The organism is Myroides sp. TSA_177.3 (genome assembly GCF_052691955.1).
This window is the reverse complement of record NZ_JBQZGD010000002.1, coordinates 298,390-323,870: the sequence shown is the minus strand read 5'-3', so window position 1 is coordinate 323,870 and position 25,481 is coordinate 298,390. Positions and strand designations below refer to the sequence as shown.

Below are 25,481 nucleotides of genomic sequence, written 5' to 3'. Positions count from 1 at the left end.
TATAGATTAGTGTCAAAAAGTTGTTTTTTAAAATATAAACACTTTTATCATCAAGGAAAAGAGTAAATACAAATTTACATGAACCTTTTTACAGTTTAAATCTGCTGTTTTTTCCATCTTTAGTTGTTTTGTACCATTAAATATGTAAAAAATGAAAAAGAAAAAAAGGTTAGTTGTTGGGCTAATTGCTTTAACTGCAACAACAATTCACGCACAAGATAACATTGGTATTGGAACTGCAGAGCCCCATCAAGCAGCAATTTTAGATATAAGTGCAACAGATAAAGGGGTATTATTTCCTAGGTTGGCTCTGAATACACAAACGGTTTTAACTGGTGGAACAAATCCTATTGGAGTTATTGTATTTAATGATGGAGCAGGAGAAATTTCTAAAAAAGGATTCTACTTCTGGAATGGAAATGGATGGGAATTATTAGCCTTAGAATCTGAAGTAACGATTGAAATTGATAAGGTCTATCAAAAAATAGAACAGATTAAAAGCCCTGCTCTTGTTATTGGTAATACTCCAGTTTTTGCCAATGAAATTCTAGATAATCGACAAGTGTATATTGGAAAATTTGAAATAGAAGTAAGTGCCCCTAATGCAACAACCTTGTCCTACAATACGACAATCAAACAACCGCTGACGGTAACTAATTTTGATCAAGTAATTGATGCAAAAATATACGATAGTACAGGCACTTTAGTTTTACAACATATTGCTGACATTACAACAAATGGCGGTTTGTCTTTCCATTTCGGAACAAAGGGAATGTATACTACATTACCTACAGGAACCTATACAATGATCTTAAAATACAAAACTACACTACCAACTAGTTAGAAACTAAATCGCATATATAATTATAAAGGAAAGAAAATGAAAAGTAAAATACTAATTACCTTATTGCTTGTATTGGGATATGGGCATTTGTTTTATGGACAAGTGGTTATAGGTGGGGCAACTTATCCTGTTGAAGGCGCTTTGTTGGATATCAAAGAATATCAGGCAGATGCAGAGAATACCACCGCAACGAAAGGACTCTTATTACCGCGTGTAAAATTGAGTGATTTATCTAGTTTAAAGCCAGTGGTACAGACCGAAACAGAGGCAAATAAAAAAGAACACATTGGTTTACAAGTTTATCACATCGGAGATGATGAAATCCCAGCGGGAGTAAAAACATGGAATGGCTCGATATGGACAGGTGGAGGAGGTGCGGAACAAGATCCTTGGATTTATATGCCTGCATTTCCCATTCAAATGTATAAAACAACAGAACAGAAAATTTACCTCTATGAGGAATATAAGAAACAATTGGGAACTGTTGGGGCTATGGTTATTTGGGAAGAAAATGAAGTGAAGTTTGTAGTGACAAGCTTTGATACTACTGCCTTTAGTACGGCTCCCACTGTTAAAACGGAAAATGGAAAACAGTATTTGGTCTATAAATCGAATGCCAATAAGGTGACAGCATCGAGTTACTTAAATATAATTATAGTGAAAATATAATGAGGACACATTTTTATTTGATATTGTGTTGTTACACAATTTTTATGTCTTCATGGACTGTAGTTTATGCACAATTGCCTTATAATAACACAGCTATTTCTGCGGACGAATTTAGTTTATTTACTGGGTCTGGTAAAGTTGAGTTTAAAGCTCACGGTATGGAATTAACAACAAAAGCGAATGAAACGAATGGGATATTCTTGAATGAAGTACTCCTTGCTTCGGAACGTGGGTTTGTTTTGGGGTTTGATTATCTCATGACGGGAAGAGGAGGAGATGCTAGTGAACAAGGAGCTCATGGCCTTGCTCTTGTGCTTTTTGATGGTAGTTTAAATAACCCCGCAATAGGCTCTAAAACTTCTGGCCTAGGATACAGTTATAGCAAAGCTACAGATGAAACTAAAGCTGTGCAAGGGATAAGTAGAGGTTTTTTGAGTATTGGATTGGATTTGTATGGTGGTTTTAAAGAGCGTACAGCACTTGATGCTGAATTTAGAAACGGAATCAAGATAACAACAAAACAGTCTAATCATATTACAGTGAGAGGGCAAGGAAATCAATTAGAAGGATATCCTGTACTACTTTCCCAGAGTGTTACTACTATTGGAGAACGCTATAAACTTGATTTAGATACTGGCGTTTATAGAAGTGTTTTTGAAGCACCTGATTCCAAGGGATTTAGTTTTAAATTGAGAGAGAACCAGGCCAATAATGAGTCTGATATTAATGCTGGTTTTGGGCATGCTTCGTATAGAAGAGTAATTGTAAATTTTTTGCCAGGTAAGAAGTCCGGAGATTCAGGGTTTTATTTGAATGTAGATATTATTCACGGTAGTGAAATGAGCCGAGTAATTAATGCTTTGTTTATTCCTATTAATTCTAATTTTAAGTATCAAGAAGCAATTTCTAAAACAGCTAATACTTTAAAAATAAAACAAATCATTGCACCAGCGTTTTTGAAGCTAGGTTTTACGGCTACTACAGGAACAGTATTTCAAAAAAATATCATTCGAAATATTAGTGTGAGCCTTCCTTTTTCTCCGGTAGTACAAGATGTACAAGTATCTAATGCTTGTAAAGACCATACTACTACTTTGGATGTATTAGCTAATAGTGTTGGTTTCGATACGGATAAATATGTAGAAGGACAAAATATTGCTGCCATAGGTAGTAAAGAACATTTAGATCCCTATAGTTTCAATTTTTTAACGCTAGTGGATAATGAGCGAGAAAATACGTTAGAACCTTATGTTGCAGTTACAGCCGCAGGTCGATATCAATACAATCCTCAAACAATGGAAGTTGTTTTTATCCCTAAAAAAGGACTAACGGCTGGGCAAGATGTGGTGTACTTTAGTATAAAAAATAAAAGAAAAGTAGTAGGAGATATTGATTTAGGAGGGGAGCAATATCGATCAGAAAGTGCTAAGATTGAGTTGAATTTTACCCATAATTGTAATGATATTATCATGGTAAATGGAAGTGCTTTATAAAAATATAAGATGAAAAAGAAAAAACAACAACAAATAAAATATGCATTACTCGGGTTTAGTTTACTTCAGAGCGTTATTTTTTATGCTCAGTTTCCCTATTTTACCTCTGGCCAAAATGAAGCAGATTTTCAATTAATATCCGAAAGTAAACCTGGTATAGTTCGTTTTTATCAATATGGTGTTAAATTGACACAGGATCGAAATGAGTTTTCAGGAGTGTATTTAAAGAATTTAAGTTTTACAACACAAAAAGGATTCATTTTAGAATTTGAATATGCTTTTGATATAGGAAATACAGAGAATGGTAAATATGGAGATGGATTGGCAATGATCCTCTTTGATGCAAGTGAGCCAACACCAAAGACAGGTGATAGAGGAGGAGCATTAGGATATGCTTATACTAAAACGGGGGCAAATGTTAATGAACCAGGGTTTACAAAAGGAATCTTTGGACTTGGTTTGGATTTATTTGGAAATTATAAGAAAATAAACCAAGGAAGAAATGAAATTAGAAATGGAATAACAACTAATGGAGATGGGAATTTTATTGTTCTTCGAGGTCCTTATAGCCCTCCACATGCATCAGAAGGGTATCCCGTTCTCTTTGCTGTAGGGACCCAAAAAAACAGTAATTTGTATTTAGATACGAATACAGGAGAAGTAATTAGTAAGCAAAAGGGATTTAAAGGGAAGCGATTTAACTTACGTAGTAGCGCATTGAACGCTAAGCCAGGAGAAGCGGGGTATAGAAAAATTCGCATAGCCTTCGTTCCCGGGATTGATGACTTTAGTCAACAACAAGGTTTTTTTGTTTTTGTTGACAATGTTAGCGGAATAAATAGTTCTTCTGTTATTAGAGACTATTTTATACCGATATCAGGGAATATCAAATACCAAGAGCAGGTAATTCAAAATGCTGTAGGAGTTCCAGAAATCAGAGATTTAGCTATTAATATTCCCACTTCAATGAAAATGGGCTTTACAGCTTCTACAGGAGGTGCTTCTACTCGTTCACATGTGCGAAATATTACTGTAAGTCTGCCTTTTTCACCTGTTGTACAAGATATTACTATTCCAGATGTGATTCGAAGTAGAGAATTCGTGTGCAACCCATTATATAGTGCGGTAGGATATGATACCAATAGCTATTCAATCCTTAATCCACCAAGTCCTTCAACGATGTTTTTAGATTTTACTTCTTTTCGATTTAAAGTATTTAATGAGACAACGAAGACTTATGAAGTGAATAGTGATCCTTTCAATTTGGCTGTGCGCAATGTAGGAGATTTCACTTATGACAAAGATACTGGAGCAGTTACTTTTACTCCTGTCCAAGGATATAAGGGGGCAAGTCATACGTTTTACTATGACATTAAAAATAAAAAACCTACTACAGGTGTAAATATTGGTGCGGAAGAATATCGATCAACTACTGCTTCCGTAACGTTGAATTTCACAGATGAAATTCCGCTCTACCAAAATCCGCCTTTGTTGGTCAATAAAGGGGTGAAAAAAGTAAAGTAATAAAAGTAAAATTTAATAGTAAGTCGGTTATTTTGATTCAAAAGAAAAACGCTTAGCCTTTTAAGGTTAAGCGTTTTTTATAGGATAAGAATAGCTTTTACAATTGAAAAGCTTGTTTGATATCTTCTACTCGGTCTAATTTCTCCCAAGTAAACAATTCAACTTCTACTTGTTTGGTTTCGCCACCAGGTCTAGTAAATGTTTTAGTTACTACTTGTGGTTTGCGTCCCATATGTCCATAAGCCGCTGTTTCACTGTAGATAGGATTACGCAACTTTAACGTTGTTTCAATAAAGTAAGGGCGTAAATCAAATAGCTCACTTACTTTTTTCGCAATCTCACCATCTGTTAGATTTACTTTAGATGTACCATATGTATTTACGTAAATCCCTGTTGGTTTTGCAATACCAATGGCATAAGAAACTTGCACTAAAACTTCTTCTGCTACACCAGCTGCAACAAGGTTTTTCGCGATGTGACGTGTAGCGTAAGCTGCACTGCGGTCTACTTTACTCGGGTCTTTTCCTGAGAAAGCACCTCCACCGTGTGCTCCTTTTCCTCCATACGTATCAACGATAATTTTTCTACCTGTTAAGCCTGTATCTCCATGAGGTCCTCCAATAATGAAAACACCTGTAGGGTTGATCAAGAACTCAATTTCTTCTTTTGATTCAAACAAGTATTGGTACTGTGGATATTTAGCTAATACACGTGGAATTAATACCTCGATGATGTCTTTTTTAATTTGAGCTTGCATCGCTGTTTCAGCTTTTGCTTTTGCCTCAGGAGTTGCATTTTCCGCCTGAATAAAGTCATCGTGTTGCGTAGACAGTACAATCGTTACAATGCGAACTGGTTTGTTGTCGTCATTATACTCTAAAGTAACCTGACTTTTTGCATCTGGACGAAGGTAAGTCACTTCTTTATTCTCTCTGCGGATTACAGCAAGTTCTTGCAATAATTTATGAGATAAATCCAAAGCTAAAGGCATATAGTCTTCGGTCTCCGTAGATGCATAACCAAACATCATTCCTTGGTCTCCTGCTCCTTGATCTTCTTTGTTTGTACGCTCAACACCTTGGCTAATCTCTGCCGATTGTTCGTGAATCGCCGATAAAATACCACATGAATTGCCATCAAACATATACTCACTCTTCGTATAACCAATCTTGTTGATTACATCGCGAGCAATTTGTTGTACATCTAAATAGGTTTTTGATTTTACTTCCCCAGCAAGAATGACCTGCCCAGTAGTAACTAAAGTCTCACATGCTACTTTTGATTCTAAATCAAAAGCCAAGAAATTGTCGATTAAAGCATCTGATATTTGATCTGCAATTTTATCAGGATGTCCTTCACTTACAGATTCCGATGTGAAGTAATAAGCCATATGATTTGTTTTTTTTAATGTTTTAAAAAAAGAGGAAATGGCTAAAGTGAAGATACAATATATTCTGCTTTAGCATTTTTTACCGAGGTTGCAATCAGTACAAATTTTTCCTCCCGTGAAATTCTTTGCAAATGTATTAACTATTTTTGAATCTATACAAATTTTCTCTTTTTTATATTTCCCTTAACGATTATGTGATTTTTAGTAATCCCGAGCAAATACACCTTTATATGAATTGGAACTGAAACATATAGAGCCATAAAATCCTTAAAAACTGTTATGTTTTTTTTAAATTGATAAAAATATAGAGGTTTATTGCTTTATTTATATTTTAAAAGTCATTTTTGGTTACATTTGTTTCGAATTATTATCGTACAAATCGCGTAAAAATGAGACTACATAATATAGACGATCAAAAGTCAATGACTCCGCAAATGGCGCTGTCTTTTTTAAAAGAAGGAAACAAACGCTTTGTTGAAAACTTAAAAGCACATGCTAATTTACTGGAGCAAGTAAATGAAACTAAAGAGAGCCAATTTCCTTTCGCTATTATCCTAAGCTGTATCGATAGCCGTACTTCTGCTGAACTTATTTTCGACCAAGGATTGGGCGATGTATTTAGCACGCGTATCGCTGGAAATGTATTGAATGAAGATATTATCGGTTCGATGGAATTCGCTTGTAAATTAGCAGGTTCTAAATTGATTATGGTTTTGGGACATTCACACTGTGGTGCAATCACAGGAGCGTGTAAAGACGTGAAATTAGGCCATTTAAGCAACTTATTAGCTAAAGTAGATCCTGCCGTTGAACATGTAAAAAAATACTACCCTGATTTAGATATTAAGTCGAAAGAAGGGGTTGATATGGTTGCGTTTTACAATGTTGAATACACCATCAATCATATTTTGACTAAAAGTACGGTACTTTGTGAGATGTATGAAAAAGGAGAAATCGGTATTGTAGGTGCTTTTTATAAAGTGGAAACGGGAGAAGTAGATTTCGTCAAAGAAATGTTTGTTGAATAAAAGAGGAAGTTTTGAAACACAACGAATTTTACAAAAAAATATTAGAGAATAACAAAGCTTGGGTAGAAGAAAAACTAGCCATAAATCCAGAATATTTTAAGCGCCTTTGCCACAGACAAACACCACCTGTTTTATGGATTGGTTGTTCGGATAGCCGTGTACCAGCAAACGAAATTATTGGGGCGGAACCGGGGGATGTATTTGTACACCGTAATATCGCTAATATGGTTATCCACTCGGACATGAATATGTTGAGCGTGCTAGATTACGCGGTGAATATCCTAAAAGTAACCAACATCATTGTATGTGGGCATTATGGATGTGGTGGTGTAGAAGCTGCAATGAAAAATGAATCTTACGGATTGATTGACAACTGGATCAGACACATCAAAACCGTTTACCGCTTGCACAATGTGGAATTAGATGGTATTGAAGATACCACGGAGCGATTCAACCGATTTGTAGAATTAAACGTACAAGAACAAGTGTACGATTTAGCAAAAACATCAATCATACAAGGGGCTTGGGCAAGAAACCAAGACTTGAGCATTCACGGATGGGTTTACGGACTAAATTCGGGTTATGTGACCGATTTAGAAGTAAACGTAACCAATAATCAAGATCTTGACGAAGTTTATCAACTTCGTTTCAAAAAAATTTAATCCTCTGAATCTAAATTCTCATTGAATGAGGAAGGTAGGAGTGAAGGGATAAATTTTAAAATTATAGGGAGTAATATCGTACCACCTGGTAATAAAAATATAGCAAGAGAAGGAATTGTTTTAATCACCTCTAAGGTTTGTTTCTTAATCAATTTCTTTTCTTGTATATCTAAATTTCGATGGGTTGAATCCATCAATAACTGCATCAATTGCTTGTTTTTCTGAATTTCCTTTAGAATTCTTCCCTTATTTCGTCCAACTAAAAACTCGACATAATTGGTCGAATTATTAATCATATTGTTGAATAAATTCGATGATTTTAAATAGAAGTAGTTGTAATCATTTTGCTGTAAGAAAAGCATGAAACACAAACGACTATCCTCGATTTGTTCTGTAGTAAAGGCTAATCTACTGAATGGCTCCACAGAAAAATCAGGTAATTCCAATGTCTTTACTTCATTATTCCAAGAACTACACATCACAATATCCAAGAGTAAACTCGATTCCAAATAAGAAGATTGCACTTCCATAATCTCATCAATGGCAAAGTCATTCGGATTCTCGGATAAAAGAACTTCCGTGTGCTGTTGCGGTTGGGTGCGATTTAAGATGGATTGAATCAGATCTTCCAAGTAAACATGGTATAGATTCGGGTGAATTTGCCCAGCTAAATACGTCTCAAAAGTTAAGAGATAAATAGACAGAACAAGTAAATTCAACACAATATTATTGCTCTTAGACTGCGAAAAGAAGTTTTCTTTCCACTTAATTGCAAAGAGGTGTTCTAAACGAGCATAGGTGTTTTTATCTTCAAATAAACTCGTGAAGAAATTGGTCTTATGTGGTACAAATAACTGGTAAAAATCAAGCAATCGACTGATGAATTCATCGGTGGTATGCGTCGGATACTTGAAGAAGTAAATCTTTTCTAATAGCTGTAAGAAGCAGATTTTAGCAAATTCCTCTTGGGTATACTTAAATGTAGTGTAAATCTCAGGAAATCCACTAGCATTGATTTGACCAAAACTAAAACCAGTCGCTCTTATTTCATGTGCTAACGTTTTGGTATCAGTAGCTTTGAAAATGGCGTATTTATCTTGTTCAGCGAAGTATTTTTTTATCCAGCCAGTTGTCGATGGGTTCATAAATACAAGGTGCGTTTATAATGAAGGTAAGAAATAGCACGAGGCTATTTCTTTACCATTTAACTTGTTTTTCGATTGCTTTAATCATCTCAGAGGCAATATCTTTATTCGTTGCGCCTTCAATACCTTCTAATCCAGGTGAAGAGTTCACTTCTAACAACAAAGGCCCCTTAGCTGAACGAATGATATCAACACCCGCTACTTTTAAATTCATCGCTTTCGCTGCGCGAATAGCAATGCGTTTTTCCTCTGGAGTTACTTTGATGATTGAAGCAGTTCCTCCTAAGTGGATATTCGCTCTGAATTCTCCAGGAACAGCCTCACGTTGAATTGCAGCAACTACTTTGCCATCCACCACAAAACAACGAATGTCTTTCCCATTCGCTTCTTTGATGAATTCTTGAACTAAAATGTTGGCATTTAAGCTCTTGAAAGCATTGATTACACTTTCTGCTGCTTTCTTTGTCTCTGCTAATACGACCCCTTTTCCTTGTGTACCTTCTAATAATTTGACAATTAGCGGACTTCCGCCAACCATTTTAATCAAATCGTTCGTATCCAAAGGAGAGTTAGCAAATCCCGTTGTAGGAATGTCAATTCCGTGATTTAAAAGCAATTGCAAAGAGAATAATTTATCTCTTGATTGTGCAATAGCTGCAGCGCTATTCAAACTGTATACTTTTAGCGATTCGAAATGACGTGTCAACGCACAACCATAGTACGTCATACTCGGTCTAATACGCGGAATAACGGCGTCAAAATCATTCAATACGCGTCCCCCTCTATAGTGAATTTCAGGTTGATTCGCGTCCAATTTCATGTAACAGTATTTCAGGTTTAAGAAGTGCATTTCATGCCCTCTTAATTCTCCTGCTTCAATAATACGTTGGTTACTGTATAAGTCTGGATTACTAGCTAATAACCCAATTCTCAAGCCACTTTTGGCTTCTTTGGGTTTATTGTAGTATTCATCTAGTTTTTCTACTGTCGGTTGACCCAATAAAAAGTGCTTTTCAGGATCAACTAAAATACGACCGCCCATCGCTTCTCGTCCCAATAGCATGCGATACCCCATAGAGTCTCTATTGGTTAGGGTTAATTCAATATCCCAAGAAGTTTCACCCAAAACAAGGGTGGTTTTGATAACATAGCGAGATTCTCTAGATCCACTAGAGCTTTTGACGATTCTCTTATCCACCATTTTGGCTTCACAATGTATAATGGTCTTGCCATTATTTTGTAAAGGATTTACATCAAACTTGACCCATTTTTCACCGTCTTTTTCAAAAGCACTAATGTTTACCGCATGTAAAGCAGAAGTCTTTGCTCCAGAATCTACGCGAGCTTTAATCGCTGGGATATTTAATGTAGAGAAAGAACACCATTCTTCACTACCAACAATGAGTTTATCTACCATTTTATTTAATTATGCAACCGCGAAAGTACTACTTTAAAGCAATTGCTATGATGTAATAAAGATAAAAAAATAAAAAATAACGATTAAATAACATGTCTATTATCTTTAGTCTAAAAACAACTAAGATAGAAAAAGGAAAAACCTGCTAATTAGCAGGTTTTTTTGTTTTTATTTTAATCAGTAAAGCTTCTCCTTTTTCATCTTTAGGCGCATCCAATGTAATGGTATCTCCTACAGTGAGCTTGGCGTTTACAATTTCTTCGGCAATTGGATCTTCAATATACTTCTGAATCGCTCGTTTTAATGGTCGCGCTCCATATTGTTTATCAAACCCTTTTTCCGCAATAAAATTCTTCGCTTTATCTGTTAAGTTCAATTTATACCCTAAATCATCAATGCGTTGGAATAATTTAGCTAACTCAATGTCAATAATAGAGTGAATGTGTTCCTTCTCTAACGAGTTGAAAACAACAATATCATCAATTCTGTTTAAGAATTCAGGAGCAAAGGCTTTTTTCAATGCACTTTCAATCACTGATTTACTGTGTTGATCCGTTTGTTCCTTACGAGCTTGTGTACCAAACCCAACGCCTTGTCCAAAATCTTTCAATTGACGAACTCCAATGTTGGAAGTCATCACAATAATCGTATTTCTAAAATCGACTTTACGACCTAAGCTATCCGTTAAATGCCCATCATCTAAAACCTGTAATAACATATTGAAGATATCAGGGTGTGCTTTTTCAATTTCATCAAATAGAATAACACTGTATGGTTTTCTGCGGATTTTTTCTGTTAATTGACCTCCTTCTTCATAACCAACATATCCTGGAGGCGCTCCAATCAAACGAGATAAAGCAAATTTCTCCATGTATTCACTCATATCGATGCGAATTAAGGCATCTTCAGAATCAAAAAGCTCTTTAGCAATAACTTTGGCCAATTGCGTTTTACCAACCCCGGTTTGACCTAAAAAGATAAAGGATCCAATCGGTTTGTTCGGGTCTTTTAACCCCGCGCGATTACGTTGAATAGCTTTGGCAATTTTTCCAACTGCCTCGTCTTGTCCAATTACTTTTCCTTTTATAATAGCTGGTAGGTTCGCTAATTTGGTAATCTCTTTTTCAGCAATTCGATTCACTGGAATTCCCGTCATCATCGATACAACATCCGCAACATCATCTTCTGTGATGAGAATGCGATTGTCTTTTACTTCTTTTTCCCATGCTTCTTGCGCAATCTCAAGTTCTTTTTCGATGTTTTTCTCTTTGTCCCTTAGATTGGCTGCTTCTTCATATTTTTGCTTTTGAACCATTAGGTTTTTATTCTCGCGAACTTCTTCTAATTCTTGTTCTAAGTTGAGTATGTTTTGAGGTACATTAATATTGGTGATGTGCACACGAGATCCTACTTCATCCAAAGCATCAATTGCCTTGTCTGGTAAGAATCGATCCGTCATATAACGATTAGTCAATTTCACACAAGCCTCAATAGCTGCATCAGTATAAATAACGTTATGGTGACTCTCATATTTGTCCTTAATGTTGTTCAAAATAATAATGGTTTCATCTACGGAAGTAGGCTCTACCAATACTTTTTGGAAACGACGCTCTAAAGCTCCATCTTTCTCAATGTGCTGTCTGAATTCATCTAGCGTTGTGGCACCAATACATTGGATTTCCCCTCTAGCCAAAGCAGGCTTGAACATATTAGAGGCATCTAATGAACCAGTTGCTCCACCCGCACCAACAATGGTGTGAATTTCATCTATGAACAAAATGATATCCGTATTTTTCTCTAGCTCATTCATGACCGCTTTCATGCGCTCTTCGAATTGTCCTCTGTATTTCGTTCCTGCTACTAAGCTCGCTAAATCTAACGTTACGACGCGTTTGTTGAATAAAACACGAGAAACTTTTTTCTGGATAATCTTTAAAGCTAACCCCTCCGCAATAGCTGATTTACCAACGCCTGGCTCACCAATTAATAACGGGTTGTTTTTCTTTCTACGGCTCAAAATCTGTGAAACGCGCTCAATTTCTTTCTCACGCCCAACAACAGGATCTAATTTGCCTTCAATAGCCATCTCTGTTAAATCTCTACCAAAATTATCTAATACCGGAGTTTTACTCTTTTTATTTGGTGGAGTAGATTGAGTGTCAGATTTTTTGCTACTTGAACTGTCATTTTGTCCTGATTCTTCAAAAGTCTCCGCTTTGGGACTGTGGAAGATATCTTCACTATCTGATTCTGTCTTCTCTTCAGAAAGAAATTCTACATAATATTTCTTTACATTCTCATAATCCACATTCATTTTGTTGAGGATTTGAGTAATAGGATCTTCGTTGTTCTTTAAAATACACAATAGCAAATGGGCAGAAGTAACTTCAATGTTCTTGAATACTTTAACTTCTAAATAGGTTAAGCGCAAAGCTCTTTCCGCTTGCTTGGTAAGATATAGGGATCCTTTCTCGTTTACTGCTGTCTTGGTGGTAGAATAAGGTGTTAAATTCTCAACTTTATGTCGTAAAAAATCAATGTCGACTTCTAAATTTTGGAGAATCGTTGACGCTTCACCTTGCTCAATTCTCAATAAGGCTAACAAAAAGTGCTCAGTTCCAATAAAGTCATGACCTAGACGTAATGCCTCGTCCTTACTAAAGGAAATAACATCTTTTATTTCTTGTGAAAAATTTTCGTCCATATTAACTGAATTTAGGTGATTATTTGTTTTTATACATAAACTAAGGCAAAAAGCATACCTAGTTGGTAAAAGTTGCCCTTCTGTCATACGCTAATTGACAAAAAAAATCTGGTAAATAAAAATATTATGGGGTCTTTTTTTTATACTAAAGCCAAAGTTTGCAAGAGGAGAAGTTGTTGTTGTAAATAAATGACGCAATATCATTTTAATAGTGATAGGGTAACGGGGAGGTGAGGTTTGCTTTTTGTGAGGTTTGTGCTTTGTGAAGGGGTGAGGCGGTGAGAGGGTGAGGCGGTGAGAGGGTGAGGCGGTGAGATTCGTGAGAGGGTGAGATTGGTGAGAGGGTGAGATTGGTGAGAGGGTGAGGCGGTGTGTGATGTAAAGTTCCGTAGTGGCAAATGGTAATTTGCCAAGTAACTAGAGAAATTATGAAAAAAGGCGATAAGGCGATGATAAGATGAGGCGGTGTGTGATGTAAAGTTCCGTAGTGGCAAATGGTAATTTGCCAAGTAACAAGATAAATTCTGAAAAAAGGTGATAAGGCGATAAGGCGATGAGGCGATGATAAGATGAGGCGGTGTGTGATGTAAAGTTCCGTAGTGGCAAATGGTAATTTTCCAGGTAACTAGAGAAATTATGAAAAAAAGGCGATAAGGCGATGAGGCACTTTACAAGGGAGGATTTTGTGTATTTTGTTTTTTCCTTTCATCGAGATTGATTCATATCAGAGGCCAATTGCCATTGGTCCTTACACTTTTTGCCTTCGAAAATAAAAAATCGATGATTTAACTTCTTTAAAAACAATAACTTAGTGTCTTAATCCCAAGTTTGGAACCTAAAAAAATATTTTAGGGAGGAAGAAGGTTTCTTCAGTATTCCTAGGACTCTTCTTGGGCTCTCCTTTGACTCTCTCTGGACTCTTCTTGGAGATTCCTAGGACATTCCTTCGACAAAAGTGTCTATTTTCCTAGTATTCTCCAAGCATTGTCCAAGGAATGTCGAAGGAATGTCTAACAAAACTACTAGGAACTCTTTTTGAGAGGCGAATGGAGGGGTAGGTGATGAGGAGGTTAGGTGATGAGGGGGTTAGGTGATGAGGGGGTTAGGTGATGAGGAGGTGAGGCGATGAGGAGGTTAGGTGATGAGGAGGTTAGGTGATGAGGAGGTGAGGCGATGAGGAGGTTAGGTGATGAGGAGGTTAGGTGATGAGGAGGTTAGGTGATGAGGAGGTTAGGTGATGAGGAGGTTAGGTGATGAGGAGGTTAGGTGATGAGGAGGTGATGAGAAGGTGAGACGAAATGTCTCTTTAATCGATAAACCTACAACCTCACCGCCTCATCTTCTCACCGCCTCACAAAGAGCAAACCTCACAAAGAGCAAACCTCACAAACTCCCTCATTATTCCTCAACGTTTTTATGATTTTCGATAAACTGGTATTTGCGTTGTTTGCTTTTCCATCTTTCTTCGGCATATTGTCTCAAATCGACAATTTTATCCTTTTCATCGACAATTTCAAATCCCAAAAGGGTTTCTAAGATATCTTCTAATGTTAGAAGTCCTTGAACTTCTCCATACTCATTGGTAATGATGGCAATGTGTTCGTGTTTTTCCGTCAATCGACTCCAAGCTTCTAAAACGCTTGTTCGCTCGTTGAACTGAAGGATGTTTCGTTTTAGGTCTTTTAGTTGAATATCAAATTGATCGTCTGCTAAGTGTTCAAAGATGAGGTCGCGGAGTACATATCCCACGATGTTTTCTGTTTGTCCGCTATAAATAGGAATACGCGAAAAGTGAAGCAATTCTTTATTCGCTAAAAACTCTTGAAGCCTTAGCTCTTCATCTGCGTGAATCATCATAATACGAGGAGTAAAGATGGCTGAAACAGAAACATCTTTGAGTTGGATTAAGTTTTGGATGATTTTCGTTTCCTTTCCTTCTAAGATACCTTCCTGTTCACCAATACTTGCTAAACTCGATAACTCTTCTCGGCTAATACTTGATTCTTGTTGTTTTTTACTCAAGCGTTTGGTTAAGAAGGAAGAAAGTAAAACTAAAGGATAGCAGAGAATAACCATACTAGAAATCGTAGTCGCGGTTGAGCTATACAAAGATTTATAATAGTTTGCACCCAATGTTTTAGGGATAATCTCAGTTAGTACTAAGATGAGTAAGGTTAGAAGGGCAGAGATAACACCAAAATAAGCCTCTCCAAAAACGGCTGTGGCTTGTGCTCCAACACCAGCAGCTCCAACAGTGTGTGCAATGGTATTTAAAGATAGGATGGCAGATAAAGGCTTGTCAATATCCTTTTTCATGTGAATCAAAGCTTTTGCTTTGGTGTCCCCTTGATCCGATTTTGAATGCAGGAATGCAAGAGGGGTAGATAATAATACTGCTTCTGCAATGGAGCAGATAAAAGAAACCGTTAAGGCTAAAAATAAATAAATTAATAATAAAGTCATTCAATTAAAACTTAAAGGAACAATACTATTCTTTTTTCTTTTTCAATAAGGGTTAAATATAACTCAAGCAAACAAATTGTTTACTGAAGTAGCGGTAAGAGAAAATAAATAGACAAGAGCTAAAAGTGAAGTGGAAGAGTAAGGGGTATTTTTTCTTTTACTTCCGTTTGAATCAAAAAGTAGTTTGTTGTTTAAAGTCAGTTGTTTTTCTGAAGTTGATACGAACTTCGCTCGTAGATGTTTCAAAGGAAAAATCAACTGAAAAAAGTAGTGAAGAAGAGGAGAGAATAAAAATGAAATTCACCATCAAATAAAATTTACCTTCATGGGTTAATTATTTTTAGATTGTGCTTGTTTTTATTTTAATAAAGTTGGTTTTATATTATTTAGATAATGCTAAATAATAGATTAGTCTTATGTGTTGTTTTTATCTAGGCTTGTATGTGATGAAAGTTCCGTCTTTATAAAAAACAACGATTTGTTCCATGTCTGAGGAAGTTAAAAAATCAGGAATAGGTTTGGGTGTTATTGCCTCTTTTTTACCCTCCAAAGGAGCGGGTGGAAGTGTAGTGTTTGGCGTTTCAATTTTACTTGTTGAAGAAAATAAATCGACAGTAGGAGTACCTAAATCACCTTGTTTTTTTTCACCAGAAAAAGAGCCAATTCCCTTAATCAACCATTCGAGATTTAGCTCTGGAAAAGTGTCGTTTATTTTTAAAATAAAATCCAAACTTGCTTTATTTCTTCCTGATAAAATATGAGATAAACTTGAACGTTGAACACCTATTTTATCTGCAAAAGCAGAGGCAGAGAGTTCAAAATGCTCTAATAAAAACTCCAGTCTGTTTACAAAATTTTCCATGGATACAAATGTATATTTTTAAGTTATATAGTTTACAAATGTAATAAAAATAATGAATTAACAAATGTATACAAGTAAAATATGTGCTAGATTTGTTGTATTTTTAGTTTAGGTAATAGTATGTAACTAGTTGAATTTTAATTAAAAATATGTTTTAAAATAAAAATGTAAAATCTTAGAGTATTCATTGGAAAAGGACAGGTCGTAATTGTTGACAAATGTAAAATACAAAAAGCAAAACAATGTTTACATTTGTAAAAAATGAAATGTTTACATTTGTAATATTGTAAATAGATTGAGACAATGAACGAACAACAGAAAGCTAACGCGTATAAAGTGCCAACAATTTCAGGACGATATATAACCAATGAAATGGTGGAGGATTTCTTATCTGACTTAAACCATTACTTTAAGGTTGATGTGGTTGGGAAATCAGTTGAAAATAGATCGATTTATACCGTGCAATTTGGTCAAGGAAAAACGAAAATTTTGATGTGGTCACAGATGCATGGAAATGAATCGACAACAACAAAAGCGGTGTTGGATTTACTTCATTATTTAAACGAATCTAAAGAAGAACAAATTGCAAAATGGGCGGAGCAATTTACCCTTACAATTGTTCCAATTTTAAATCCGGATGGGGCGTTTTATTATACACGAGTAAACGCAAATCAGGTCGATTTAAATCGAGATTCGGTTGAATTAAGTCAGCCCGAAAGTAAATTATTGCGACAATTATTGGAGAACATACAACCCGATTTTGCATTTAATTTACATGATCAACGCAGTATTTTTGGTGTAGGGGATACTGGAAAATCGGCTGCAATATCATTTTTAGCGCCTGCTTTTAATGCCGAAAGAGAGATGAATGCAACCCGAAAAAAGGCCGTACAATTAATTGTAGCGATGAATGAAATCGCACAAGAAATGGCTCCTGGACATGTTGGACGCTTTGATGATGGTTTTAATTTAAATTGTATTGGAGATTATGCGCAAGCAATGGGGATTCCTACTATATTAATAGAGGCAGGTCATTGGGCGAATGATTATCAGCGTGAAAACACCAGAACCTTAGTCTGTGTAAGTTTGTTGCGTGTATTGGATGTATTGGCTCATACTAATGGATATGAAGCCTATTCTCCTGAAGTTTACTTTTCGCTCCCTGAGAATACAAAGAGCTTTTGCGATGTTGAATTGAGAAGTGTAATTATCCCATCTTTACAGCGAAAAATTATAGTGAAAATTCAATATAAAGAGGTATTAACGGATGGAAGTGTTAAATTTTGTCCTATTATTGTGGGTATTGATAAAAAAGGGAGTAAATTTGTGCATACATTAATAGAAAAAGATTGCATCTTGAAATCTTTCATTGAGAACCCACACGATATTTTAGACCAAAATTTTGAGGATGTTATAGCGTTATCAGTCGAAGAGGTTAATTATTTATTAAAAAAATAGGTAAAATTGCTATTTTTTGAATAAATAAGATTTTTTTTTATTATTATTGTACTGAAATATAGATTTAGAATTAACATAAATAATTGATTTATGAGTAAGTTTCGTTTAGATGAAATCGATCACCAGATTTTAGATATGCTGATTGATAATACGAGAGTGCCTTTTACAGATATCGCTAAGAAATTATTAATTTCAGCAGGTACAGTTCACGTACGTGTGAAAAAAATGGAAGATGCTGGTATTATCCAGGGGTCTTCGTTGACGCTTGATTATGAAAAATTAGGATATGCATTCATTGCATATATCGGAATATTTTTACATAATACTTCACAAACTAAATTTGTTTTAGAACGTATCAATGAAATTCCATATGTGACAGTTGCTCACGTAACTACTGGTAAATTCAATGTGTTCTGCAAAATTAGAGCGAAAAACACACGTCACGCAAAAGAAGTTATCTACATGATTGATGATATCGATGGAGTGTACAGAACAGAGTCAATGATTTCTTTAGAAGAAAGTATCAACGACAAAAAACGATTAATGCATACAATTTTTAAAGAATTGTAGTCAATTTTTTAAAAAAGTAAATGAATAAAAAACTGCCCTTGTGCAGTTTTTTTTTATATTCGTTTTTTATACAGAATAAAAATGGATTCGTTTACTCAAATTGTTTTAGGTGGTGCTGTCGGAAACGCGCTATTGGGGGAGAAACTAAAAAATAAAGCCGTCTTATATGGAGCAATAGCAGGTACTATTCCTGATTTAGATGTTCTTGCTACTTTTTTTACTGATCCGTTAAGTGCATTAGAATTCCATCGTGGTATCACGCATTCAATATTATTTGCCATTTTTGGCGCATTCCTTTTTGGTTTCTTGCTGTATTGGCTTGAAAAGAAAAAAGGAGTAACCTATGAAGAAGGGGTTTGGCTCTTCTTTTGGGGATTTTTCACCCATGCCGCATTGGATGTCTTTACCACTTGGGGGACACGCGTGTTATGGCCACTAGATTATTCCTTCGCTTTTAAATCAATCTTTGTGATTGATCCACTCTATACCTTACCTTTTCTATTTTTCCTTATTAAATCTATGAGGGAAAAAACCGATATGAAACGACGTTTGTACTTCAATCGATTGGGGTTGTATGTCAGTAGTGCATACTTAGTGCTGACGCTTTTACTCAAGGCTGTTGCTTTTTATAGTTTTACAGGGGTTTTGGATCAGCAACATATTTCTTATAAGTCCATGTCGGTTAAACCTACAATCATGAATACCATTCTGTGGACTGCTATTGTAGAAACGGATGATGCTTTCTTGATAGGAACGTATTCCTTTTTTAGTCCAGAGCCTGTTGAATTTAAAACGTACCCAAAAAATAGAGAGGTGATAGGGAGTTTGGAAAAACACAGCCTTATTAATCGTCTAGTTAAACTTTCAGAGGGGTATTATACTTTTTCTGAAGTGAATAATGAAATATACTTCAATGATCTTCGCTTTGGTGTCTTGCGAGAGCAGGAGGGGGATGTGCAGTTTGCATTTAGCTACAAATTCTACATCGATGAAAAAGGAGAATTGAATGTGAAGGAAGTGAAAAAGGATAGAGGGGACGGAATTAAATTGTTGAAATCTATTGGACGAAAGATTTTTGGATTGAAAGAAGATTAAGGGAAGAATGGCTATATTTGAAAAAAAAATAAGATGAAGATAGTTGTGTCGCCTGCTAAGAGCTTGGATTATAATACAAAAGTGCCTTTTACAGCTACTACAGAGCCTTTATTTGTAAAAGAAAGTAAAATAATCAATGGGGTTTTGAAAGAAAAAACACCAGTTGAATTGATGGAGTTAATGAAAATCTCTACTAATTTAGCAGAACTGAATTGGCAGAGAAATCAAGAGCGAAATTACAAGAAGAATAAAAAGAACGAAGCTGATTTTAGACAAGCAGTATATGCATTCAGCGGAGATGTGTATGTTGGATTAGATGCTTATACGTTGTCTGAAGATAAAATAGAACGCTTGCAAAATAGCTTGCGCATCTTGTCTGGATTATATGGGATTTTACGTCCATTGGATGAAATCGAACCGTATCGTTTGGAAATGGGAACTAAAATGCCAATTGGCGATAAAGCGAATCTACCTGCATTTTGGAAACCGATTATCGTAGATTACTTAAATAAGGAGATGGAGGAAGGAGAAGTATTGGTTAATTTAGCTAGTAACGAATATTTTAGCGCTATTGATCAAAAGAAACTCAAAGCACCTATTGTAGTTCCAGAATTTAAAGAGTTGAGAGATGGAAAGCTAAAAACAATTAGTTTTTACGCGAAAAAAGCAAGAGGGATGATGGTGCGTTACATTATTGATCACAATATTCAAGATGTAGAGGGATTGAAGCGATTTAACCTAGATGGATATGCATGGAGCGAAAGTGAATCTACAGCAAATAATTTGATATTTACAAGATAATAAATAAAAGAATAGAGCCAATAAAATTATGGAAACAGTACATTATATAAGTTCAGATGTATTTACAATTGAAAAATTAAATGAGATTATCACCCAAGATCAAAAGTTGGATATCTCAGAAGAAGCGCGTGCAAATATTGTAAATTGTCGTGCCTATCTGGACAATAAAATGGAAACACAAAAAGATCCAATCTATGGAATCAATACCGGATTTGGATCGTTATGTGATGTAAAGATCAACGATAGTGATTTAACGAAATTACAAGAGAACTTAATGAAATCTCATGCTTGTGGTACAGGTGAAATTGTGCCAAATGAGATTGTGAAAATTATGTTGTTGTTGAAAGTTAAATCGTTGAGCTATGGTAATTCTGGAGTTCAATTAGAAACGGTAGAACGCTTAGTAGATTTCTTTAACCACGATATTTTACCTGTTGTTTATACACAGGGATCTTTAGGAGCATCAGGAGATTTGGCGCCTTTGGCACATTTGACGTTGCCTTTGATTGGTGAAGGAGAAGTAGTGTATGAAGGATTCAGACAACCGGCGAGTAAAGTGTTGGAGAAAATGGGATGGGAGCCTATTCAGCTGAAATCAAAAGAAGGATTAGCTTTGCTTAATGGAACGCAGTTCATGAGTGCTTATGGATGCTACGTGATGATTAAATCAAAAAAAATGTCTTATTTGGCAGATTTAATTGGAGCGGTTTCTTTAGAAGGTTTTGATGGAAGAATCGAGCCGTTTAATGAATTGATTCACCATGTAAGACCACACCGTGGGCAAATTGAAACAGCTTCTTTCTTTAATGAAGTGTTAGAAGGATCTGAATTGATTGCGCGTCATAAAGAACACGTACAAGATCCATATTCATTCAGATGTATTCCACAAGTACACGGAGCATCAAAAGATGCTATTGAATATGTGAGTAAAGTATTTAAAACCGAAATCAACTCGGTAACAGATAACCCTAATGTATTCTATAAAGATGATTTGGTGGTGTCTGGAGGAAACTTCCATGGACAACCTTTAGCATTGGCTTTTGATTTCTTGGGGATTGCTTTGGCTGAGTTAGGAAATATTTCAGAAAGACGTACGTATCAGTTGATTTCAGGATTGAGAGGATTACCTGCTTTCTTGGTGTCTGACCCAGGATTAAATTCAGGATTTATGATTCCTCAATATACAGCTGCGAGTATTGTAAGTCAAAATAAACATTTGGCAAACCCTACAAGTACAGATAGTATTGTTTCAAGTAATGGGCAGGAAGATCACGTGAGTATGGGAGCAAATGGAGCTACGAAAACGTTGCGTATCATTGATAACTTAGAGCGTATTTTGGCGATCGAGTTATTCAATGCAGCACAAGCGTTAGAGTTTAGACGTCCGGCTAAATCAAGTGAATTTATCGAATCATTTATTAAGTCTTACCGCGAAGAGGTGCCTTTTGTTTCAGAAGATCGTATTCTACATTATGATATTGAAAAAACAATTGCATTTTTAGGAAGCTTTCAAATCGATTTAGAAGAATAATATTGGTTTTTTAAAACCGTTTATATAAAAGCTGCATCTTTTTCTAAAAAAGAGATGTGGCTTTTTATTATATTGTTATCTTTGTTTTACGTATTACAAAATAATTTATCATCGTTGATTACAAGCAATAAATTAAAAATACTGAACGATCCAATTTATGGATTTATTTCTATTCCCAATTCATTCGTTTATGATTTGATCGAGCATCCTTATTTTCAAAGATTAAGAAGGATTTCTCAAATGGGAGTGTCTTATTTGGTTTATCCAGGGGCACATCATACTCGTTTTCATCACGCTTTAGGCTGTATGCATCTGATGCAAAAAGCTGTACAAGTACTCCGTTTTAAAAATATCGCTATCTCTGAAGAAGAAGAAACTGCTTTGTATGTTGCTATTTTGTTGCACGATATCGGACATGGTCCGTTTTCGCATGCAATGGAAGAAAGTATCGTAGAAGGGGTGCATCACGAGGCGATTTCCCTTTATTTTATGCATCAATTAAATAAAGAATTTAATGGAAAACTCGACTTAGCAATTCAGATTTTTAAAGGAGAATATCATCGTCAATTTATGTTACAATTGATTTCTAGTCAGTTGGATATGGATCGTATGGATTACCTGAAGAGAGATAGTTTTTACAGTGGCGTTGCTGAGGGAGATATCAATTCCGAGCGGTTGATTCAAATGCTTAATGTTGTGGATGACCGATTGGTTGTGGAGGAAAAAGGCGTTTATTCTGTAGAGATGTTTTTAGTTGGACGCCGTTTGATGTATTGGCAAGCTTACCTACATAAAACAAGTGTTTGTGCAGAATTAATATTGGTGCGCATTTTAAAACGCGCCAAAGAATTAGTCAGCAAAGGAGTGAAACTATGGGGCAGTCCAGCCTTGTTGTTTTTCTTAGAACACAAGGGGGAGTTTGTAGATTTTGAACAAACTGCTTTAGAGCAATTTGCTTTGTTAGATGATTCAGATATTGTTAGTGCATTAAAATCGTGGCAGTTTCACGACGATTTTGTCTTGGCTCAGTTGAGTAAGATGATCGTGAATCGAAAATTGTTGCGCATAGAAATTATAGAAGACAAGAAATTAGTTAAAGAAGAATTGAAAAAACGTTTAGAAGACGTTCAGACCAAAAATAAAATTTCGGCAGAATGGGCGAGCTACTTTGTGTTTAAAGGAAAGGTTAGGAATCAGGCTTATAGCAAGGATAAGGAGCCAATTATGATTGTGAGAAAAGATGGACAAGTTGCGGATGTTTTATCCGTTTCGGATCAATTAAATCTCAAAGCGTTAACCAAACCAGTGACAAAGCACTTCGTTTGTTATCCAAAAAGCGTTTTTGAAAGTTAATTTTCAATTATATTTTATATTTTTGCGGTGATGAAAATAACAGCAGAACAAATAGCGTCAGTATTAGGAGGAGAAATAGTTGGGAATCCTCAAGTAGAGGTATCTACATTAGCTAAGATTGAAGAAGGGGCAAAAGGCTCTATTTCGTTTTTAGCCAATCCAAAGTATGTCCATTATATCTATACCACCCAGGCATCGGTTGTCATTGTGAATAAAACATTTGAACCGGAGCATGAAGTGGAAGCAACATTAATTAAAGTTGATGATGCATATAAAGCTTTCTCAAAACTCTTGGAATATTACAACCAAGTGAAATTAATGAAATCTGGAATTGAACAACCTAGCGTAATCTCAGAAGGGGCTACGTATGGTACAGATTTGTATTTAGGGAGCTTTTGTTATGTAGGGAAAAATACAAAAATTGGAAACAATGTAAAAGTGTATCCAAATACTTTTATTGGAGATAATGTAGTAATTGGAGATAATACTGTGCTGTTTGCAGGAGTGCGTATTTATTCCGAATCAATTATCGGGTCGGGTTGTACGCTTCATGCGGGAACTATTGTAGGATCAGATGGATTTGGTTTTGCGCCAAATGGAGATGGAACTTACAGTAAAGTACCACAAATTGGAAATGTTATCATTGAAGATAATGTTGAAATTGGTGCTGCAACAACAATTGACCGCGCAACATTGGGGTCAACCATTATCCGTAAAGGTGTTAAACTAGACAATCAAATTCAAATTGCACATAACGTTGAAATCGGTGAAAATACCGTTATTGCTTCACAAACAGGAGTAGCAGGATCAACGAAAATTGGCAAAAACTGTATGATTGGCGGACAAGTGGGGATTGTTGGACACTTAACAATTGGAGACAATGTTAAGATTCAAGCACAATCAGGAGTAACGAAGAATTTAGAATCGAATATTGCTGTTCAGGGATCACCAGCTATTGGCCATACTGATTTCTTAAAATCATATAGCCATTTTAGAAATCTACCGAAAATCGTAGATGACCTAGACATGCTAAAGAACGAAAAATAGTAACCTATCGAAATACAAAAAGATTTTATTATGGTTAAGCAAAAAACCATCCAAAGTGAAGTTACCTTAGAAGGAGTTGGATTACACACAGGTCAAAATGTTATCATGACGTTAAAACCTGCGCCAATTAACAATGGGTTTACTTTTGTCAGAGTGGATTTAGAAGGGCATCCAGTTATTGAAGCAGATGCAAATTATGTTGTTAATACACAACGCGGGACAAACTTAGAGAAAAAAGGAGTTCGTGTTCAAACGACGGAACACGTATTAGCGGCTTTCGTAGGGTGCGACCTTGATAACGTGATTGTTGAGTTGAATGCATCTGAACCACCTATCATGGATGGATCATCTAAGTATTTTGTTGAAGCCGTTGAAAAAGCGGGTGTTGTTGAACAAGATGCAGAAAGAGAGGAGTACATCGTAAAAGAAGTAATCTCTTATGTAGATGAAGCAACAGGTAGTGAAATCATTGTAATGCCAGCGGATAGTTACCAAGTAACAACGATGGTTGATTTCGGTACAAAAGTTTTAGGTACACAGAATGCTACTTTAAAAGATATGAATGATTTTAAAGTGGAAATTTCTGAAGCACGTACATTTAGCTTTTTACATGAATTAGAAGCTTTGCTAGCAAATGGATTAATTAAAGGAGGCGATTTAAATAATGCTATCGTTTATGTGGATAAAGAGATTTCTCCAGAAACGATGGGACATTTGAAAAAAGCTTTTGGTAAAGAAGAGATTAGTGTAAAACCAAATGGGGTTTTAGATAACTTAACTTTGCATTATCCAAACGAAGCAGCAAGACATAAATTATTAGATGTAATTGGAGATTTAGCTTTAATCGGTACTCGTATTCGAGGAAAAGTAATTGCTAATAAACCAGGACATGCTATCAATACAGGTTTCGCTAAAAAAATGTCGAAGATTATTCGCAACGAAAAGCGCAACCAAGTACCTACCTATGATTTACATCAAGAACCTTTGATGGATATCGTTAAAATCATGGAATTTTTACCACATAGACCTCCGTTCTTATTGGTAGATAAGATTTTAGAGATGTCGAAAACGCATGTGGTTGGATTGAAAAATGTAACAATGAATGAGTCTTTCTTCGTTGGACACTTCCCAGGAGCGCCAGTTATGCCAGGTGTATTAATTTGCGAGGCAATGGCTCAATCAGGAGGAATTTTAATCTTAAGTACTGTTCCAGATCCAGAAAATTATTTAACGTATTTCATGAAAATGGATAATGTGAAATTTAAAAATAAAGTTGCCCCTGGGGATACTTTAATTTTTAAATTAGAATTAATTACGCCTATTCGCCGTGGAATATGTCATATGCAAGGTTATGCCTATGCTAATGGAAAATTAGTAGCAGAGGCTGAGCTAATGGCTCAAATATCAAAAGTTAAAAATTAAATA

20 protein-coding genes are annotated in these 25,481 nt (G+C 35.6%); 14 read left to right on the top strand and 6 right to left on the bottom strand.

The window, feature by feature from the left end:
- The first annotated feature begins 151 nt into the window (after nucleotides 1-151).
- The 4 genes from ACUTSE_RS03475 to ACUTSE_RS03460 are packed head-to-tail and all read left to right on the top strand — an operon-like array spanning nucleotide 152 to nucleotide 4,530.
- Nucleotides 152-844: a hypothetical protein gene (locus ACUTSE_RS03475; protein ID WP_445639248.1), complete on the top strand. Its 693-nt coding sequence runs from the start codon at nucleotides 152-154 to the stop codon at nucleotides 842-844.
- Nucleotides 845-880: 36 nt separating this feature from the next.
- A complete protein-coding gene (locus tag ACUTSE_RS03470) occupies nucleotides 881-1,513 on the top strand; it encodes a hypothetical protein (RefSeq protein WP_445639247.1) in 633 nt (210 codons plus the stop codon).
- Nucleotides 1,514-1,557: 44 nt separating this feature from the next.
- Nucleotides 1,558-3,006: a hypothetical protein gene (locus ACUTSE_RS03465; RefSeq protein ID WP_445639246.1), complete on the top strand. Its 1,449-nt coding sequence runs from the start codon at nucleotides 1,558-1,560 to the stop codon at nucleotides 3,004-3,006.
- A 9-nt stretch (nucleotides 3,007-3,015) separates the two neighbouring features.
- Complete coding sequence (locus ACUTSE_RS03460; protein WP_445639245.1) at nucleotides 3,016-4,530, top strand: hypothetical protein; 1,515 nt, start codon at nucleotides 3,016-3,018, stop codon at nucleotides 4,528-4,530.
- Nucleotides 4,531-4,627: 97 nt separating this feature from the next.
- Here ACUTSE_RS03460 and metK read toward each other — a convergent pair whose 3' ends face one another.
- Complete coding sequence (gene metK / locus ACUTSE_RS03455) at nucleotides 4,628-5,920, bottom strand: methionine adenosyltransferase (protein ID WP_445639244.1); 1,293 nt, start codon at nucleotides 5,918-5,920, stop codon at nucleotides 4,628-4,630.
- A 389-nt stretch (nucleotides 5,921-6,309) separates the two neighbouring features.
- Here metK and ACUTSE_RS03450 point away from each other — a divergent pair, with 389 nt between their 5' ends.
- Nucleotides 6,310-6,948, top strand: a complete 639-nt coding sequence (locus ACUTSE_RS03450) for a carbonic anhydrase family protein (protein WP_036462615.1) — start codon at nucleotides 6,310-6,312, stop codon at nucleotides 6,946-6,948.
- Nucleotides 6,949-6,959: 11 nt separating this feature from the next.
- Nucleotides 6,960-7,610 carry a carbonate dehydratase gene (gene can / locus ACUTSE_RS03445; RefSeq protein ID WP_445639243.1) on the top strand — a complete coding sequence of 217 codons (651 nt, stop codon included), beginning with the start codon at nucleotides 6,960-6,962 and terminating at the stop codon, nucleotides 7,608-7,610.
- Here can and ACUTSE_RS03440 read toward each other — a convergent pair.
- The 5 genes from ACUTSE_RS03440 to ACUTSE_RS03420 form a co-directional block, all read right to left on the bottom strand.
- Nucleotides 7,607-8,755: an LETM1-related biofilm-associated protein gene (locus ACUTSE_RS03440; protein ID WP_259187949.1), complete on the bottom strand. Its 1,149-nt coding sequence runs from the start codon at nucleotides 8,753-8,755 to the stop codon at nucleotides 7,607-7,609. The two genes, can and ACUTSE_RS03440, sit on opposite strands and share 4 nt — an antisense overlap.
- Nucleotides 8,756-8,807: 52 nt before the next feature.
- Nucleotides 8,808-10,172, bottom strand: a complete 1,365-nt coding sequence (gene rimK / locus ACUTSE_RS03435; protein ID WP_002985675.1) for a 30S ribosomal protein S6--L-glutamate ligase — start codon at nucleotides 10,170-10,172, stop codon at nucleotides 8,808-8,810.
- A gap of 145 nt (nucleotides 10,173-10,317) precedes the next feature.
- Nucleotides 10,318-12,876: an ATP-dependent Clp protease ATP-binding subunit gene (locus ACUTSE_RS03430; RefSeq protein ID WP_445639242.1), complete on the bottom strand. Its 2,559-nt coding sequence runs from the start codon at nucleotides 12,874-12,876 to the stop codon at nucleotides 10,318-10,320.
- Between the two features lie 1,398 nt (nucleotides 12,877-14,274).
- The gene (locus ACUTSE_RS03425) at nucleotides 14,275-15,339 is read right to left on the bottom strand and encodes a CNNM domain-containing protein (protein ID WP_259187950.1); all 1,065 of its coding nucleotides are present in this window, start codon (nucleotides 15,337-15,339) and stop codon (nucleotides 14,275-14,277) included.
- Between the two features lie 427 nt (nucleotides 15,340-15,766).
- On the bottom strand, nucleotides 15,767-16,201 hold the full coding sequence (locus ACUTSE_RS03420) for a helix-turn-helix domain-containing protein (protein WP_445639241.1): 435 nt from the start codon (nucleotides 16,199-16,201) through the stop codon (nucleotides 15,767-15,769).
- Nucleotides 16,202-16,504: 303 nt separating this feature from the next.
- Between ACUTSE_RS03420 and ACUTSE_RS03415 the strand changes: the two genes are divergently transcribed.
- The 8 genes from ACUTSE_RS03415 to ACUTSE_RS03380 all read left to right on the top strand — a co-directional run bounded on the left by ACUTSE_RS03415 (nucleotide 16,505) and on the right by ACUTSE_RS03380 (nucleotide 25,478).
- Complete coding sequence (locus ACUTSE_RS03415) at nucleotides 16,505-17,659, top strand: M14 family metallopeptidase (protein WP_445639240.1); 1,155 nt, start codon at nucleotides 16,505-16,507, stop codon at nucleotides 17,657-17,659.
- Nucleotides 17,660-17,749: 90 nt separating this feature from the next.
- Nucleotides 17,750-18,229 carry an Lrp/AsnC family transcriptional regulator gene (locus ACUTSE_RS03410; protein WP_002985664.1) on the top strand — a complete coding sequence of 160 codons (480 nt, stop codon included), beginning with the start codon at nucleotides 17,750-17,752 and terminating at the stop codon, nucleotides 18,227-18,229.
- A gap of 81 nt (nucleotides 18,230-18,310) precedes the next feature.
- On the top strand, nucleotides 18,311-19,324 hold the full coding sequence (locus tag ACUTSE_RS03405) for a metal-dependent hydrolase (RefSeq protein WP_445639239.1): 1,014 nt from the start codon (nucleotides 18,311-18,313) through the stop codon (nucleotides 19,322-19,324).
- Nucleotides 19,325-19,357: 33 nt separating this feature from the next.
- Nucleotides 19,358-20,125 (top strand): peroxide stress protein YaaA, encoded by a 768-nt coding sequence (gene yaaA, locus ACUTSE_RS03400; RefSeq protein WP_445639238.1) that lies wholly within the window; start codon nucleotides 19,358-19,360, stop codon nucleotides 20,123-20,125.
- A 28-nt stretch (nucleotides 20,126-20,153) separates the two neighbouring features.
- A complete protein-coding gene (hutH, locus tag ACUTSE_RS03395; RefSeq protein ID WP_445639237.1) occupies nucleotides 20,154-21,656 on the top strand; it encodes a histidine ammonia-lyase in 1,503 nt (500 codons plus the stop codon).
- A 114-nt stretch (nucleotides 21,657-21,770) separates the two neighbouring features.
- Complete coding sequence (locus ACUTSE_RS03390; protein ID WP_259187955.1) at nucleotides 21,771-23,009, top strand: HD domain-containing protein; 1,239 nt, start codon at nucleotides 21,771-21,773, stop codon at nucleotides 23,007-23,009.
- A gap of 30 nt (nucleotides 23,010-23,039) precedes the next feature.
- Nucleotides 23,040-24,056 carry a UDP-3-O-(3-hydroxymyristoyl)glucosamine N-acyltransferase gene (gene lpxD, locus ACUTSE_RS03385; protein ID WP_002985654.1) on the top strand — a complete coding sequence of 339 codons (1,017 nt, stop codon included), beginning with the start codon at nucleotides 23,040-23,042 and terminating at the stop codon, nucleotides 24,054-24,056.
- A gap of 30 nt (nucleotides 24,057-24,086) precedes the next feature.
- Nucleotides 24,087-25,478 carry a bifunctional UDP-3-O-[3-hydroxymyristoyl] N-acetylglucosamine deacetylase/3-hydroxyacyl-ACP dehydratase gene (locus tag ACUTSE_RS03380; RefSeq protein WP_002985652.1) on the top strand — a complete coding sequence of 464 codons (1,392 nt, stop codon included), beginning with the start codon at nucleotides 24,087-24,089 and terminating at the stop codon, nucleotides 25,476-25,478.
- Nucleotides 25,479-25,481 lie beyond the last annotated feature (3 nt).

What these genes read in the sequence shown, in the direction of transcription:
- ACUTSE_RS03425 (WP_259187950.1), bottom strand. Translation starts at nt 15,339, where the DNA reads ATGACTTTATTATTAATTTATTTATTTTTAGCCTTAACGGTTTCTTTT.
- metK (WP_445639244.1), bottom strand. Translation starts at nt 5,920, where the DNA reads ATGGCTTATTACTTCACATCGGAATCTGTAAGTGAAGGACATCCTGAT.
- lpxD (WP_002985654.1), top strand. Translation starts at nt 23,040, where the DNA reads ATGAAAATAACAGCAGAACAAATAGCGTCAGTATTAGGAGGAGAAATA.
- ACUTSE_RS03415 (WP_445639240.1), top strand. Translation starts at nt 16,505, where the DNA reads ATGAACGAACAACAGAAAGCTAACGCGTATAAAGTGCCAACAATTTCA.
- hutH (WP_445639237.1), top strand. Translation starts at nt 20,154, where the DNA reads ATGGAAACAGTACATTATATAAGTTCAGATGTATTTACAATTGAAAAA.
- yaaA (WP_445639238.1), top strand. Translation starts at nt 19,358, where the DNA reads ATGAAGATAGTTGTGTCGCCTGCTAAGAGCTTGGATTATAATACAAAA.
- ACUTSE_RS03460 (WP_445639245.1), top strand. Translation starts at nt 3,016, where the DNA reads ATGAAAAAGAAAAAACAACAACAAATAAAATATGCATTACTCGGGTTT.
- rimK (WP_002985675.1), bottom strand. Translation starts at nt 10,172, where the DNA reads ATGGTAGATAAACTCATTGTTGGTAGTGAAGAATGGTGTTCTTTCTCT.
- ACUTSE_RS03420 (WP_445639241.1), bottom strand. Translation starts at nt 16,201, where the DNA reads ATGGAAAATTTTGTAAACAGACTGGAGTTTTTATTAGAGCATTTTGAA.
- ACUTSE_RS03465 (WP_445639246.1), top strand. Translation starts at nt 1,558, where the DNA reads ATGTCTTCATGGACTGTAGTTTATGCACAATTGCCTTATAATAACACA.
- ACUTSE_RS03405 (WP_445639239.1), top strand. Translation starts at nt 18,311, where the DNA reads ATGGATTCGTTTACTCAAATTGTTTTAGGTGGTGCTGTCGGAAACGCG.
- ACUTSE_RS03450 (WP_036462615.1), top strand. Translation starts at nt 6,310, where the DNA reads ATGAGACTACATAATATAGACGATCAAAAGTCAATGACTCCGCAAATG.
- ACUTSE_RS03380 (WP_002985652.1), top strand. Translation starts at nt 24,087, where the DNA reads ATGGTTAAGCAAAAAACCATCCAAAGTGAAGTTACCTTAGAAGGAGTT.
- ACUTSE_RS03430 (WP_445639242.1), bottom strand. Translation starts at nt 12,876, where the DNA reads ATGGACGAAAATTTTTCACAAGAAATAAAAGATGTTATTTCCTTTAGT.
- ACUTSE_RS03410 (WP_002985664.1), top strand. Translation starts at nt 17,750, where the DNA reads ATGAGTAAGTTTCGTTTAGATGAAATCGATCACCAGATTTTAGATATG.
- ACUTSE_RS03470 (WP_445639247.1), top strand. Translation starts at nt 881, where the DNA reads ATGAAAAGTAAAATACTAATTACCTTATTGCTTGTATTGGGATATGGG.
- ACUTSE_RS03440 (WP_259187949.1), bottom strand. Translation starts at nt 8,755, where the DNA reads ATGAACCCATCGACAACTGGCTGGATAAAAAAATACTTCGCTGAACAA.
- ACUTSE_RS03475 (WP_445639248.1), top strand. Translation starts at nt 152, where the DNA reads ATGAAAAAGAAAAAAAGGTTAGTTGTTGGGCTAATTGCTTTAACTGCA.